Raw genomic sequence first — 15,558 nt, 5'->3', positions numbered from 1 at the left:
GGGTTCTTGTTTTTACGCTGAGCCTTATTCCACAGCCTTGACCATGTCCTCGATGACCTTCTTGGCATCGCCGAAGACCATCATGGTCTTGTCCATGTAGAACAGTTCGTTGTCCAGGCCGGCGTAGCCGCTGGCCATCGAACGCTTGTTGACGATCACGGTCTTGGCTTTGTACGCCTCGAGGATCGGCATGCCGGCGATCGGCGACTTCGGATCGTTCTTCGCTGCCGGGTTGACCACGTCGTTGGCGCCGAGCACCAGCACCACGTCGGTCTGGCCGAACTCGGAGTTGATGTCTTCCATCTCGAACACCTGTTCGTACGGCACCTCGGCTTCGGCCAGCAGCACGTTCATGTGGCCCGGCATACGGCCGGCGACCGGGTGGATCGCGTACTTCACGGTCACGCCACGGTGGGTCAGTTTCTCGGCCAGTTCCATCAATGCGTGCTGAGCGCGCGCTACCGCCAGACCGTAGCCGGGGACGATGACCACGGTGTCGGCGTTGGTCAGCAGGAAGGCGGCGTCATCGGAAGAGCCCGACTTGACGTTGCGCTCTTGCTGCGCGCCCCCCGGGCCGCCAGCGTCTGCATCGGCGCCGAAGCCGCCGAGGATGACGTTGAAGAACGAACGGTTCATCGCCTTGCACATGATGTACGAGAGGATGGCGCCCGAAGAGCCGACCAGCGAACCGGCGACGATCAGCATCGAGTTGTTCAGCGAGAAGCCGATACCGGCCGCCGCCCAGCCCGAGTAGGAGTTGAGCATCGACACTACCACCGGCATGTCGGCACCGCCGATGGGGATGATGATCAGCACGCCGATGATGAAGGCCAGTGCGACCACGATGGCGAAGGCATGGATGTCACCGGTGAAGGTGAAGTACAGGCCCAGGGCCACAATCGCCAGACCGACCACCAGGTTGACCATGTGCTGGCCCTTGAACACCACCGGTGCGCCCTGGAACAGGCGGAACTTGTACTTGCCGGACAGCTTGCCGAAGGCGATGACCGAGCCGGAGAAGGTGATGGCGCCGATGGCGGCACCGAGGAACAGTTCCAGGCGGTTGCCGGCCGGAATGGGATCACCCAGCGCGGCGACGATGCCCAGCGATTGCGGTTCGACGACGGCGGCAATGGCGATGAACACGGCAGCCAGGCCGATCATGCTGTGCATGAAGGCGACCAGTTCCGGCATCTTGGTCATTTCCACGCGTTTGGCCATGATCGAGCCGGCAGTGCCGCCGACCAGCAGGCCGACGATGACGAAGCCAATGCCCTGCACGGCCAGTTCGGCGCCGAGCTTGTAGATCAGGCCGACGGTGGTGGCCACTGCCAGTGCCATGCCGACCATGCCGAACAGGTTGCCGCGCCGTGACGTGGTCGGGTGCGACAGGCCCTTGAGCGCCTGGATGAAGCACACCGAGGCGACGAGGTAGAGAACAGTGATCAGGTTCATGCTCATGGTCAGTGCTTCTCCACCTGCGCTTTCGGCGCCTTCTTCTTGAACATTTCCAGCATGCGTCGGGTGACCAGGAAGCCGCCGAACACGTTGACCGCAGCCAGCGCCACGGCCAGGGTGCCCATGGCTTTGCCCAGCGGGGTGACGGTCAGTGCGGCGGCGAGCATGGCGCCGACGATCACGATGGCGGAAATGGCATTGGTCACGGCCATCAGCGGGGTGTGCAGGGCCGGGGTGACGTTCCACACCACGTGGTAGCCGACATAGATGGCCAGCACGAAGATGATCAGGTTGTAGATGCCGTCGGAAATCAGATCCATGTCTCTACTCCTTAGCCGTTCTTGCGCACGACTTCGCCGGCATTGCACATCAGGCAAGCCGAGACGATGTCGTCTTCTAGGTTGAGCTGGAACTGGCCTTCCTTGTCGATCACGAGCTTGAGGAAGTCCAGCAGGTTGCGTGCATACAGGGCGGAAGCGTCTGCCGGTACCAGTGCGGCCAGGTTGGTGTGGCCGACGAGGGTCACGCCGTGCTTGACCACGACCTGATCGGCCTCGGTCAACGGGCAGTTGCCACCTTGCGCAGCGGCCAGATCGATGACCACGGAGCCCGGCTTCATCTCTTGCACAGTGGCTTCGTGCAGCAGGATGGGTGCCTTGCGACCCGGAATCAGCGCCGTGGTGATGACGATGTCGGCCTGCTTGGCGCGTTCGTGCACGGCCTTGGCCTGGCGCTCCATCCAGGACTGCGGCATGGGACGGGCATAGCCGCCCACGCCTTGCGCGCACTCGCGCTCTTCATCGGTCTCGAACGGTACGTCGACGAACTTGGCGCCGAGCGATTCGATCTGCTCCTTAACCGCAGGGCGCACGTCGGAGGCCTCAATCACCGCCCCCAGGCGCTTGGCCGTGGCAATGGCCTGCAGGCCGGCGACGCCTGCGCCGAGAATCAGCACACGGGCGGCCTTCACAGTACCGGCAGCGGTCATCAGCATCGGCATGAAGCGCGGGTAGTGGTTGGCGGCGAGCATCACGGCCTTGTAGCCGGCGATGTTGGCCTGCGAACTCAGCACGTCCAGGCTCTGCGCACGGGAGGTACGCGGCGCGGCCTCGAGTGCGAAGGCGGTGATGCCGCGAGCGTTCATGCGCGCGATGGTGTCGTTGCAAAACGGGTTGAGCATGCCAACCAACACGGCACCGGCTTTCATGTGGACGAGCTCGGCTTCGGTTGGTGCGACCACCTTCAGCACGAGGTCGGCGCCAAAAGCGCTCGTCTCGTTGCCAATGGTCGCGCCAGCAGCCTCGTAAGCGCTGTCCGGAATGCTGGCGCTGATGCCGGCCCCCGCCTGCACGGTCACCTGATGACCTTGGCCGACCAGCTTCTTGATGGTCTCTGGGGTCGCGGCAACCCGCGTCTCCCCGACATGGGTTTCGAGAGGAACACCGATGTGCACTTCTAATCTCCTGCGTGATCTTTTTTGTGAACCGGTGCACTGCGCTGGCGCGCCGGCGATTGGGGATCAGCACATAACCCGCCGGAACGTGGCGAGCGCGGCGATTGTGCAATCGAACTCGTACCCTTACAAGAAGTTATGGAGTAAAAAAAATGGATTACTACAAGTAATGGGTCTATGAGGGATTTTTATATTACGTACAAGCCGCGCCGTTTCTGATCACAAGCAGGTCCCACGAGACTTTCAGAGGGCTTTTGCCATTCACCAAGCGAATGACCGTTGGTCGCATTGGCTGCTGTGTGAAAAGTGACGAACAGAACGTTCAAAATAGTGGAATAGCCCGAAAGTACTGGTCTTGACGCGAATAGATTCGAGGAAGGCGTTGTAGTGTGACCTTGTCTGCGCTACTCGTATCAATTCTGGCTGTATAAGAAGGAATGGTATTCGGCGTGCGTGATGACTGTACGAGTGGTTCATGCCTGTTGATAGGTGGCGGCCTGCACGAGTAGCCAGTCGCGAAAGGCCTTGAGCGCCGAGGACTCGGCCTTGCGCTCTGGCACCATCAGGTAATAGCCACGGTCGTTATTGGGAACTGCACGATCGAGGGCTATGACCAGGCTGCCGTCTTTCAGCTCGCGCTGAATCAGGAACGGCGGGATCAGTGCGATGCCCATCTCATGCTGTGCCGCCTGGGCCAGCATGGAGAATAGCTCCAGGCGTGGGCCGGTCATGTCGCGCGCGACGCTCATGCCCTGGGCGGCGAACCATTGGCGCCAGGCATAGGGGCGAGTGGTCTGCTGGAGTAAGGGGAGTGTCGCGATGCGTTCTGCATCGACCGGGGCGTCGCCCAGCAGCGCCGGGCTGCAGACCGGTAGTAGGTGCTCGTGCATCAAAAAATGCGCCTGCGTACCCGACCATTCCGCGTCGCCGTAATAGATGGCGGCATCGAAGTGGGTGTCGGCAAACAGGAAGGGGCGTGTGCGGTTGGTCAGGTGCACGGTCACTTCTGGATGCAATTGCTGAAAGGTTCGCAAACGCGGCAGCAGCCACTGAGTACCAAAGGTCGGCACCACTGCCAGTTCGATACTGCTGGTGCCCTGATTGCCCATCAGTGCCAGGGTGTCACGTTCCACTGCATCGAGTTGCGCGGCTACCTTGCGGCTGTAGGCGACGCCTGCTTCTGTCAGCACAACGCCGCGACGCGAGCGGCGGAATAACTCGACATTGAGAAAGCTTTCCAGTCCGCCGATCTGTCGGCAGATCGCGCTTTGCGTCAGGCTCAGTTCGTCGGCTGCCTTGGTGAAGCTCTGGTGGCGAGCGGCCGACTCGAAGGCGACCAGGGCTGCCGTGCTGGGGATCTTGCGGCGCATTTGTGCGAAAGCCTCATTCAGCGATGTTCTGTGCAGGCATTTAAGCTATCTCGAAGTGATTAAAAAGCACAGATCTGTGCGAATTCTGCGTTTGTCCTGTCTGCGCAGTGGGCCTAGGATCAATGCCATTCCTGGGTCGACTGGCTCGACCGATCATTCACCTGTTTCGAGGGTTCTCGCGATGGCCAAGGCAAGCTTCAACTGGATCGATCCGCTGCTGCTGGATCAGCAACTGACGGAAGAAGAGCGCATGGTGCGCGACAGTGCGCAACAGTTCGCCGACGACAAGCTGGCGCCGCGCGTGCTGGAAGCCTTCCGTCACGAGCAGACCGATCCGAAGATCTTCCGCGAGATGGGGGAAACCGGCCTGCTCGGCGCTACCATCCCCGAAGCTTACGGTGGCAGTGGTCTGAATTACGTGTGCTATGGCCTGATCGCCCGTGAGGTGGAGCGTATCGATTCCGGCTACCGCTCGATGATGAGCGTGCAGTCCTCGCTGGTGATGGTGCCGATCAACGAGTTCGGTAACGAGGCGACCAAGCAGAAGTACCTGCCCAAACTGGCCAGCGGCGAGTACATCGGCTGCTTTGGCCTGACCGAGCCAAACCACGGCTCCGATCCCGGCTCCATGGTCACGCGTGCGAAGAAGGTCGAAGGCGGCTACCGCCTGACTGGCAGCAAGATGTGGATCACCAATAGCCCGATCGCGGATGTCTTCGTCGTCTGGGCCAAGGACGATGCCGGCGAGATTCGCGGCTTCGTTCTGGAGAAGGGTTGGCAAGGTCTGTCCGCGCCGGCGATTCACGGCAAGGTCGGGCTGCGCGCCTCGATCACCGGCGAAATCGTCATGGACAATTTGTTCTGCCCTGAAGAAAACGCCTTTCCCGATGTGCGTGGTCTGCGCGGGCCGTTCACCTGCCTGAACTCTGCGCGCTATGGCATCAGTTGGGGAGCATTGGGTGCCGCCGAGTTCTGCTGGCATACCGCGCGCCAGTACGTACTCGACCGCAATCAGTTCGGCCGTCCCCTGGCGGCCAACCAACTGATCCAGAAGAAACTCGCCGATATGCAGACCGAGATCACCCTGGCCTTGCAGGGCTGCCTACGCCTCGGTCGAATGAAGGACGAGGGCACCGCTGCTGTGGAAATCACCTCGATCATGAAGCGCAACAGCTGTGGCAAGGCCTTGGATATCGCACGCATGGCGCGTGACATGCTGGGTGGCAATGGCATCAGCGACGAGTTCGGCATCGCCCGTCACCTGGTCAACCTCGAGGTGGTCAACACCTATGAGGGTACCCACGACGTGCACGCGCTGATCCTTGGTCGTGCGCAGACCGGTATCCAGGCGTTCTTCTAAGTCGTTACGTCTCTCAATGATCCAGGGTGCGCTTGACGCGCCCTGCGGAGAATTTTTATGTCCGGTGCTCTGTCGCATATCCGCGTGCTCGATCTTTCCCGCGTACTCGCTGGCCCCTGGTGCGGGCAGATCCTCGGCGACCTCGGTGCCGAGGTGATCAAGGTCGAACGGCCGGGAACCGGTGACGACACTAGGCACTGGGGGCCTCCTTATATAAAGGACGCCGAGGGTAACGATTCGCGTGAGGCGGCTTACTTCCAGAGCGCCAACCGCAACAAGCAGTCACTGACTTTGGATTTCACTCAGCCCGAGGGGCAGCGCCTAGTGCGTGAGCTGGTGGCGCAGTGCGATGTGTTACTGGAGAACTTCAAGGTGGGTGGCTTGGCGGCCTATGGCCTCGACTACGAGTCGCTGGCGGCGATCAATCCGCGCCTGATCTATTGCTCCATTACCGGTTTCGGTCAGACCGGTCCCTATGCCAAGCGCGCCGGTTATGACTTCATGATCCAAGGGCTGGGCGGCCTGATGAGTCTGACCGGGCGTCCGGAAGGTGAAGAAGGGGCTGGGCCGGTGAAGGTCGGGGTGGCTGTGACCGACATCCTTACCGGGCTGTATGCCACCGTAGGTGTGCTGGCTGCGCTGAATCAGCGTGAGCAATCCGGTGTGGGTCAGCATATAGATGTGGCCTTGCTTGATGTGCAGGTCGCCTGCCTGGCCAATCAGGCCATGAACTACCTGGCGACAGGTGTATCACCCAAGCGCCTGGGCAATGCCCATCCCAATATCGTGCCCTACCAGGATTTCCCCAGTGCCGATGGCAACTTCATCCTTGCGGTTGGCAACGACGGGCAGTTCCGCAAGTTCTGCGAGGTGGCGGGTATTGCGAACCTTGCCGATGACCCGCGCTTTGTCACTAACAAGGCCCGGGTTGCCCATCGTGCCGAGTTGATCCCGCTGTTGCGCCAGGCCACGGTATTCAAGACTACGGCGCAGTGGATCGAGTTGCTGGAAAAGGCTGGAGTGCCCTGTGGGCCGATCAATGATCTGCAGCAGGTGTTCGCCGACCCTCAGGTTAAGGCGCGGGGGCTGCGTCTCGATCTGCCCAATGCGCTGGGGAGTCGTACTCCGCAGGTCGCCAGTCCGCTGCGCCTATCCGCTACGCCAGTGGCCTATCGTTCGGCTCCGCCACTGCTGGGCCAGCACACCGATAGCCTGCTGCAGAGGTTGCTGGGCATGAGTGAAACGCAGATTGCCGAGTTACGCGAGGCAGGGGTTCTTTGAGCCCCTATATATAGTCGGCAGAGTAGTTGATTCGATTTACGTAATTATTTGCACGTCAGGGGTTTACAGCTCGTCGTGCTCATGTAGAATGCGCGCCACTTCAGCGATGAAGCGCTTCAAAAACTTCTTGTTAATCAATAAGTTAAGTTGAATGAAGGGCTTGCAAATCTGGATCTGGCGTGTAGAATGCGCGCCGGTCGGCAGGGTGTTGGTTTGACTCTGTTGGTGGTTCGGTCAAGTGGATCGAAAGCGGTAGAAAAGAGGTGTTGACAGCGGTTTTGAACGCTGTAGAATGCGCCTCCCGCTGGAGAGAAGAAGCTCTGATCGAAAGCGCAAGTGGTTGAGTAGAAAGAAGTTTCTCCGGAAACAAAATCGAAAAACAGCTTGACAGATAGAAAGGCTGCTGTAGAATGCGCGGCCTCGGTTGAGACGAAAAGCTTAACCAACTGTTCTTTAACAACTGAATCAAGCAATTCGTGTGGGTGCTTGTGAGGTAAGACTGATAGTCGACTGATTATCAGCATCACAAGTAACACTCGTGAATTCGAGAGTTTATTTGCGATTGCTGAGCCAAGTTTAGGGTTTTCTCAAAACCCAAGCAGTATTGAACTGAAGAGTTTGATCATGGCTCAGATTGAACGCTGGCGGCAGGCCTAACACATGCAAGTCGAGCGGATGAAGAGAGCTTGCTCTCTGATTTAGCGGCGGACGGGTGAGTAATGCCTAGGAATCTGCCTGGTAGTGGGGGATAACGTTCCGAAAGGAACGCTAATACCGCGTACGTCCTACGGGAGAAAGCAGGGGACCTTCGGGCCTTGCGCTATCAGATGAGCCTAGGTCGGATTAGCTAGTTGGTGAGGTAATGGCTCACCAAGGCGACGATCCGTAACTGGTCTGAGAGGATGATCAGTCACACTGGAACTGAGACACGGTCCAGACTCCTACGGGAGGCAGCAGTGGGGAATATTGGACAATGGGCGAAAGCCTGATCCAGCCATGCCGCGTGTGTGAAGAAGGTCTTCGGATTGTAAAGCACTTTAAGTTGGGAGGAAGGGCATTAACCTAATACGTTAGTGTTTTGACGTTACCAACAGAATAAGCACCGGCTAACTTCGTGCCAGCAGCCGCGGTAATACGAAGGGTGCAAGCGTTAATCGGAATTACTGGGCGTAAAGCGCGCGTAGGTGGTTCGTTAAGTTGGATGTGAAAGCCCCGGGCTCAACCTGGGAACTGCATCCAAAACTGGCGAGCTAGAGTACGGTAGAGGGTAGTGGAATTTCCTGTGTAGCGGTGAAATGCGTAGATATAGGAAGGAACACCAGTGGCGAAGGCGACTACCTGGACTGATACTGACACTGAGGTGCGAAAGCGTGGGGAGCAAACAGGATTAGATACCCTGGTAGTCCACGCCGTAAACGATGTCAACTAGCCGTTGGAATCCTTGAGATTTTAGTGGCGCAGCTAACGCATTAAGTTGACCGCCTGGGGAGTACGGCCGCAAGGTTAAAACTCAAATGAATTGACGGGGGCCCGCACAAGCGGTGGAGCATGTGGTTTAATTCGAAGCAACGCGAAGAACCTTACCTGGCCTTGACATGCTGAGAACTTTCCAGAGATGGATTGGTGCCTTCGGGAACTCAGACACAGGTGCTGCATGGCTGTCGTCAGCTCGTGTCGTGAGATGTTGGGTTAAGTCCCGTAACGAGCGCAACCCTTGTCCTTAGTTACCAGCACCTCGGGTGGGCACTCTAAGGAGACTGCCGGTGACAAACCGGAGGAAGGTGGGGATGACGTCAAGTCATCATGGCCCTTACGGCCAGGGCTACACACGTGCTACAATGGTCGGTACAAAGGGTTGCCAAGCCGCGAGGTGGAGCTAATCCCATAAAACCGATCGTAGTCCGGATCGCAGTCTGCAACTCGACTGCGTGAAGTCGGAATCGCTAGTAATCGTGAATCAGAATGTCACGGTGAATACGTTCCCGGGCCTTGTACACACCGCCCGTCACACCATGGGAGTGGGTTGCTCCAGAAGTAGCTAGTCTAACCTTCGGGGGGACGGTTACCACGGAGTGATTCATGACTGGGGTGAAGTCGTAACAAGGTAGCCGTAGGGGAACCTGCGGCTGGATCACCTCCTTAATCGAAGACATCAGCTTCTTCATAAGTTCCCACACGAATTGCTTGATTCATAGTCGAAGACGATGCTGTAACGCGACCCTGTTATAGGTCTGTAGCTCAGTTGGTTAGAGCGCACCCCTGATAAGGGTGAGGTCGGCAGTTCAAATCTGCCCAGACCTACCAATTGCTTGGTGCAGAAGATTACGGGGCCATAGCTCAGCTGGGAGAGCGCCTGCTTTGCACGCAGGAGGTCAGCGGTTCGATCCCGCTTGGCTCCACCACTCTCTACGTGTTGCGGTGAGTTAAAGAGTTCAGAAATGAGCGCTTCAGGGTAGACCTGGTGAGTGTTGATTTCTGGTCTTTTGACCGGTAAGAAAATCGTTCTTTAAAAATTTGGATATGTGATAGAAGTGACTAACAGCGTGTTTCACTGCACGTTGTTAATCAAGGCAAAATTTGTAGTTCTCAAGACGCAAATTTTCGGCGAATGTCGTCTTCACGATTGAGACAGTAACCAGATTGCTTGGGGTTATATGGTCAAGTGAAGAAGCGCATACGGTGGATGCCTTGGCAGTCAGAGGCGATGAAAGACGTGGTAGCCTGCGAAAAGCTTTGGGGAGTCGGCAAACAGACTGTGATCCAGAGATCTCTGAATGGGGGAACCCACCTAGGATAACCTAGGTATCTTGTACTGAATCCATAGGTGCAAGAGGCGAACCAGGGGAACTGAAACATCTAAGTACCCTGAGGAAAAGAAATCAACCGAGATTCCCTAAGTAGTGGCGAGCGAACGGGGACTAGCCCTTAAGTTGATTTGAGTGTAGTGGAAGGCTCTGGAAAGTGCCGCCGTAGTGGGTGATAGCCCCGTACACGAAACGCTCTTATCAATGAAATCGAGTAGGACGGGGCACGAGAAACCTTGTCTGAACATGGGGGGACCATCCTCCAAGGCTAAATACTACTGACTGACCGATAGTGAACCAGTACCGTGAGGGAAAGGCGAAAAGAACCCCGGAGAGGGGAGTGAAATAGAACCTGAAACCGTATGCGTACAAGCAGTGGGAGCCTACTTTGTTGGGTGACTGCGTACCTTTTGTATAATGGGTCAGCGACTTATATTCAGTGGCGAGCTTAACCGAATAGGGGAGGCGTAGCGAAAGCGAGTCTTAATAGGGCGCTTTAGTCGCTGGGTATAGACCCGAAACCGGGCGATCTATCCATGGGCAGGTTGAAGGTTAGGTAACACTGACTGGAGGACCGAACCGACTACCGTTGAAAAGTTAGCGGATGACCTGTGGATCGGAGTGAAAGGCTAATCAAGCTCGGAGATAGCTGGTTCTCCTCGAAAGCTATTTAGGTAGCGCCTCGTGTATCACTGCTGGGGGTAGAGCACTGTTTCGGCTAGGGGGTCATCCCGACTTACCAAACCGATGCAAACTCCGAATACCAGCAAGTGTCAGCACGGGAGACACACGGCGGGTGCTAACGTCCGTCGTGAAAAGGGAAACAACCCAGACCGTCAGCTAAGGTCCCAAAGTTATGGTTAAGTGGGAAACGATGTGGGAAGGCTTAGACAGCTAGGAGGTTGGCTTAGAAGCAGCCATCCTTTAAAGAAAGCGTAATAGCTCACTAGTCGAGTCGGCCTGCGCGGAAGATGTAACGGGGCTCAAACCATACACCGAAGCTACGGGTTCATCCTTTGGATGAGCGGTAGAGGAGCGTTCTGTAAGCCTGTGAAGGTGAGTTGAGAAGCTTGCTGGAGGTATCAGAAGTGCGAATGCTGACATGAGTAACGACAATGCGAGTGAAAAACTCGCACGCCGAAAGACCAAGGTTTCCTGCGCAACGTTAATCGACGCAGGGTTAGTCGGCCCCTAAGGCGAGGCAGAAATGCGTAGTCGATGGGAAACGGGTTAATATTCCCGTACTTCTAGTTACTGCGATGGAGGGACGGAGAAGGCTAGGCCAGCACGGCGTTGGTTGTCCGTGTTTAAGGTGGTAGGCTGATTCCTTAGGTAAATCCGGGGGGTCAAGGCCGAGAGCTGATGACGAGCGTTCTTTTAGAATGCGAAGTGGTTGATGCCATGCTTCCAGGAAAAGCTTCTAAGCTTCAGGTAACTAGGAACCGTACCCCAAACCGACACAGGTGGTTAGGTAGAGAATACCAAGGCGCTTGAGAGAACTCGGGTGAAGGAACTAGGCAAAATGGCACCGTAACTTCGGGAGAAGGTGCGCCGGTGAGGGTGAAGTATTTACTACGTAAGCCCATGCCGGTCGAAGATACCAGGCCGCTGCGACTGTTTATTAAAAACACAGCACTCTGCAAACACGAAAGTGGACGTATAGGGTGTGACGCCTGCCCGGTGCCGGAAGGTTAATTGATGGGGTTAGCGCAAGCGAAGCTCTTGATCGAAGCCCCGGTAAACGGCGGCCGTAACTATAACGGTCCTAAGGTAGCGAAATTCCTTGTCGGGTAAGTTCCGACCTGCACGAATGGCGTAACGATGGCGGCGCTGTCTCCACCCGAGACTCAGTGAAATTGAAATCGCTGTGAAGATGCAGTGTATCCGCGGCTAGACGGAAAGACCCCGTGAACCTTTACTATAGCTTTGCACTGGACTTTGAGCTTGCTTGTGTAGGATAGGTGGGAGGCTTTGAAGTGGGGACGCCAGTTCTCATGGAGCCATCCTTGAAATACCACCCTGGCAACCTTGAGGTTCTAACTCTGGTCCGTTATCCGGATCGAGGACAGTGTATGGTGGGTAGTTTGACTGGGGCGGTCTCCTCCCAAAGAGTAACGGAGGAGTACGAAGGTGCGCTCAGACCGGTCGGAAATCGGTCGTAGAGTATAAAGGCAAAAGCGCGCTTGACTGCGAGACAGACACGTCGAGCAGGTACGAAAGTAGGTCTTAGTGATCCGGTGGTTCTGTATGGAAGGGCCATCGCTCAACGGATAAAAGGTACTCCGGGGATAACAGGCTGATACCGCCCAAGAGTTCATATCGACGGCGGTGTTTGGCACCTCGATGTCGGCTCATCACATCCTGGGGCTGAAGCCGGTCCCAAGGGTATGGCTGTTCGCCATTTAAAGTGGTACGCGAGCTGGGTTTAGAACGTCGTGAGACAGTTCGGTCCCTATCTGCCGTGGACGTTTGAGATTTGAGAGGGGCTGACCTTAGTACGAGAGGACCGGGTTGGACGAACCTCTGGTGTTCCGGTTGTCACGCCAGTGGCATTGCCGGGTAGCTATGTTCGGAAAAGATAACCGCTGAAAGCATCTAAGCGGGAAACTTGCCTCAAGATGAGATCTCACTGGAGCCTTGAGCTCCCTAAAGGGCCGTCGAAGACTACGACGTTGATAGGTTGGGTGTGTAAGCGCTGTGAGGCGTTGAGCTAACCAATACTAATTGCCCGTGAGGCTTGACCATATAACACCCAAACAATCTGCCCTCAACGCAGAGGGTGTTGATGGTGAAGTCGACACAAAGCCGAAAATTTGCGAGAGCTACAAGCCTCTATCACGTATCCAAGGGATAGCGCCTAACCGCGACATCCCAACCGAATTGCTTGACGACCATAGAGCGTTGGAACCACCTGATCCCATCCCGAACTCAGTAGTGAAACGACGCATCGCCGATGGTAGTGTGGTGCTTCACCATGTGAGAGTAGGTCATCGTCAAGCTCCTATACGAAACCCCAGATCGCTAACGCGGTCTGGGGTTTCTTCTTTGTTGCGCGGAAAACACAGATCGCATCCTGCGGGTTGGTGCGCCTTCGCGAGCAGAGCTCGCTCCTACCGGCGATAGATCACTCCAGCGACTTAGGCGGATTTAACTATCTGCAGGCTATGGTCGTCTTGCTGTGATGAGTCACAGGCATTATCAATACGCGATCGCTTTTCGAATGATCATCGATTGATGAAGCCTGATCCTGGCGATCCCATCAGACGTGGCGAGCACTAAGGCATTCTCCTATGCGTCAATCGAGCCGAATCACCTTCCGTTCCACCTTTCGCATCAAGATCAGCGATCGAGAAAGCGACACCCTGATCGGTTATGCCGGCGATGTTTCCGAGTGCGGAATGAAACTGCTGACCGATACCCCGGTAGAGCCAGGAACCGAACTCAAGCTGCGTGTGCGTATGCGTGATCGCCAGGGTGAGATGCGCCAGGTGGACGTCGATATGACTTGTCAGTGGTCGCAGGAAAATACCCGCACAGGATTCTTTGAGGCTGGGCTCGCCCTGCAGGGGGATTCGGCCGAGTACGTCCGGCTGATCGAAGGGATGCGCAAAGTGCGTAAGGAGAAAGCTTAGGCGGGGCCAAAGCCGGTGACGCGCAGGTGAGGACGATCTGCTGCTGTAAGGCTGGCGAGGCGTGGTGGATGCGAGAGCGCATCCACCTTCGGTGAATCGGTCAGCCCAGGGTGCCGAGGATATTCACTCCTACTCGGTCAGGGATCTCATTCTGCGACAGCACATGCAACCCTGGGCTGAAGACCCGGGCGTAGCGTGCCAGCAACGGGCGTAGCTGCGGCATCACGGTAAGGATCGGGGGATGGCCGTCCTTGCGCAGTTTCTCCTTCACCACCGGCATGGTGTTTTGCAGTTGGTTGAGCAGGCTCGGCTCTACCGGGATGTTGTCCAGACTCACCGGGCCGGCCTGCTGTGCGATGGCCAGGGCGTTGAGCAGGGTGTTTTCCAGTGCATTCTCGAGGATGAACACCGACAGCTCCTGACGCTCGCCGGCGATCATGCCGACGATGCTGCGCCGCAGTGCATAGCGCACGTCGGATGCCAGCAGTACCGGGTCCTTGGTCGACTCGCTGGCTTCCAGCAAGGTGGTGGCGATGGTGACGATGTCCTTGAGTGGCACCTGTTCCTGCAGCAACTGGCGATAGACGCGGTGCTGCTGGGTATAACTGAGCTGGTTCTTCAGGCTCTCGGCCAGCTTCGGCGCCTGGACCTGGAGACGTTGCATCAGATGATCGACGTCATCGTGCTTGAACACGTCCGGCAGGTGCTCGCGGATCACCTTGTTCAGGTGCGTGGCGATCACGCTGGCACAGTCGATCACCTGGTAGCCGAGGTTCAATGCACGCGCCTTGTCCTCCGGTTGAATCCACACCACCTGCATGCGGTAGGCCGGGTCGACGCCGAGTATGCCGTCTATCTCGCCATACAACTCTGGCGAGGGAATGGCCATCATGCGATCGGCGTGCAACTCCGCACCGTCAATCTTCTCGCCGTTGATCTGGATACTGTATTGCGAAGCCTTCAGGCGCAGGCTGTCGCGGATATGCACCTCCGGCAGGAGGAAGCCCAGACTCTCCGAGAGGGTTTGGCGTACGCCACGTACGCGTTGGGTCAGCGGCGCGCCGGCGGCTTCGTTGACCAGGCCGACCAGCTTGTAGCCCAGCGATACCGACAGACGCTCCACCAGCGGAATGTCTTCCCACACCAGGTTCTGCGCGCGCTCCTGGTCCATTGCCTTGCCCAGGGCCTCGACCTGCTCAAGGCTGGCGGCCTCCCTGGGCGGGCCATTGCGCGCCACCATCCAGGCGACGAAGGCCACTAGAGCGGCGAAGCTGATGAAGGCCAGGTGCGGCATGCCTGGCACCAACGCCAGGGTGAACAGAATGCCGGCTACGGTATAGAGCAGCGCCGGTTGAGCCAGCAACTGGCGGTGTACCTGGTCGGTAATCTCCGAGGATTCGTTGATCCGCGTGACGATGATGGCCGCCGCAGTGGACAGCAGCAGTGCCGGGATTTGCGCCACCAGGCCATCACCGATGGTGAGCAGGGCATACTGCTGGAAGGCCTGACCCGCGCCCAGGTCGTAGACGAACAGACCAATGGCGAAACCGCCGAACAGGTTGATCAACAGGATCAGGATACCGGCGATGGCATCACCGCGGACGAACTTCGAAGCACCGTCCATGGCACCGTAGAAATCGGCTTCCTTGGCGACCTCGGCGCGGCGACGCTTGGCTTCGCTCTGTTCGATCAGTCCGGCATTGAGGTCGGCATCGATTGCCATCTGTTTACCCGGCAGGGCGTCGAGGGTGAAGCGTGCGGTGACCTCGGAGATGCGCTCACCGCCCTTGGTGACGACGATGAAGTTGATGATCATCAGGATCACGAACACCACCAGGCCGACGATGAAGTTGCCGCCGATCACCACTTCACCGAACGACTCGATCACCTTGCCCGCAGCACCGGTACCGGTGTGGCCCTCGAGCAGTACCACACGTGTTGAGGCGACGTTCAGGCACAGACGCAGCAGGGTGGTGATCAGGATCACCGTGGGGAACAGGGAGAAATCCAGTGGGCTCTTGGACGACACGCTGACCAGCAGCACCAGGATGGCCATGGCGATGTTGAAGGTAAACAGGGCGTCGAGCAGCACCGGCGGCAACGGCAGGATGACCATGGCCAGGATCGACAGGATCAACACCGGAATGCCGATGCGGCCGCTGCGGAAGGTGGGCGCGAGTTGCTGCAGTAGGTTCATGAA

At 57.5% G+C, this 15,558-nt stretch carries 8 protein-coding genes, 2 tRNA genes and 3 rRNA genes; 8 read left to right on the top strand and 5 right to left on the bottom strand.

Annotation, left to right across the window (positions count from 1 at the left end; genetic code table 11):
* Positions 1-24: 24 nt before the first annotated feature.
* The 4 genes from EL191_RS23370 to EL191_RS23355 form a co-directional block, all read right to left on the bottom strand.
* Positions 25-1,461, bottom strand: coding sequence for an NAD(P)(+) transhydrogenase (Re/Si-specific) subunit beta (locus tag EL191_RS23370; protein ID WP_013717800.1), 1,437 nt, complete (start codon positions 1,459-1,461; stop codon positions 25-27).
* A gap of 2 nt (positions 1,462-1,463) precedes the next feature.
* Positions 1,464-1,778 (bottom strand): NAD(P) transhydrogenase subunit alpha, encoded by a 315-nt coding sequence (locus tag EL191_RS23365; RefSeq protein WP_013717799.1) that lies wholly within the window; start codon positions 1,776-1,778, stop codon positions 1,464-1,466.
* A gap of 11 nt (positions 1,779-1,789) precedes the next feature.
* On the bottom strand, positions 1,790-2,911 hold the full coding sequence (locus EL191_RS23360) for a Re/Si-specific NAD(P)(+) transhydrogenase subunit alpha (RefSeq protein WP_041975339.1): 1,122 nt from the start codon (positions 2,909-2,911) through the stop codon (positions 1,790-1,792).
* A 473-nt stretch (positions 2,912-3,384) separates the two neighbouring features.
* Entirely contained in the window at positions 3,385-4,281 is an 897-nt protein-coding gene (locus EL191_RS23355; protein WP_013717797.1) for a LysR family transcriptional regulator, read from the bottom strand.
* A 181-nt stretch (positions 4,282-4,462) separates the two neighbouring features.
* Between EL191_RS23355 and EL191_RS23350 the strand changes: the two genes are divergently transcribed.
* The 8 genes from EL191_RS23350 to EL191_RS23310 all read left to right on the top strand — a co-directional run bounded on the left by EL191_RS23350 (position 4,463) and on the right by EL191_RS23310 (position 13,358).
* Positions 4,463-5,641 (top strand): acyl-CoA dehydrogenase, encoded by a 1,179-nt coding sequence (locus EL191_RS23350; RefSeq protein WP_041975336.1) that lies wholly within the window; start codon positions 4,463-4,465, stop codon positions 5,639-5,641.
* A gap of 57 nt (positions 5,642-5,698) precedes the next feature.
* The gene (locus EL191_RS23345) at positions 5,699-6,922 is read left to right on the top strand and encodes a CaiB/BaiF CoA transferase family protein (RefSeq protein WP_013717795.1); all 1,224 of its coding nucleotides are present in this window, start codon (positions 5,699-5,701) and stop codon (positions 6,920-6,922) included.
* Positions 6,923-7,528: 606 nt separating this feature from the next.
* A 16S ribosomal RNA gene (locus tag EL191_RS23335) occupies positions 7,529-9,064 on the top strand.
* Positions 9,065-9,149: 85 nt separating this feature from the next.
* Positions 9,150-9,226 (top strand) — tRNA-Ile (locus EL191_RS23330).
* Between the two features lie 22 nt (positions 9,227-9,248).
* A tRNA-Ala gene (locus EL191_RS23325) sits at positions 9,249-9,324 on the top strand.
* Positions 9,325-9,578: 254 nt separating this feature from the next.
* Positions 9,579-12,471 (top strand): 23S ribosomal RNA (locus EL191_RS23320).
* A 138-nt stretch (positions 12,472-12,609) separates the two neighbouring features.
* Positions 12,610-12,725 (top strand): 5S ribosomal RNA (gene rrf / locus EL191_RS23315).
* The 16S, 23S and 5S rRNA genes sit together here with 2 tRNA genes alongside, the layout of an rRNA operon.
* A 291-nt stretch (positions 12,726-13,016) precedes the next feature.
* The gene (locus tag EL191_RS23310) at positions 13,017-13,358 is read left to right on the top strand and encodes a PilZ domain-containing protein (protein WP_013717794.1); all 342 of its coding nucleotides are present in this window, start codon (positions 13,017-13,019) and stop codon (positions 13,356-13,358) included.
* Between the two features lie 100 nt (positions 13,359-13,458).
* On the opposite strand, the gene EL191_RS23305 is transcribed toward EL191_RS23310, so the two are convergent.
* Positions 13,459-15,555 (bottom strand): flagellar biosynthesis protein FlhA, encoded by a 2,097-nt coding sequence (locus tag EL191_RS23305; protein ID WP_013717793.1) that lies wholly within the window; start codon positions 15,553-15,555, stop codon positions 13,459-13,461.
* Positions 15,556-15,558: the final 3 nt, after the last annotated feature.

This window comes from Pseudomonas mendocina (assembly GCF_900636545.1).
In the GTDB taxonomy this organism is placed as follows: domain Bacteria; phylum Pseudomonadota; class Gammaproteobacteria; order Pseudomonadales; family Pseudomonadaceae; genus Aquipseudomonas; species Aquipseudomonas mendocina.
This window is presented reverse-complemented; position numbering and strand designations above follow the sequence as displayed.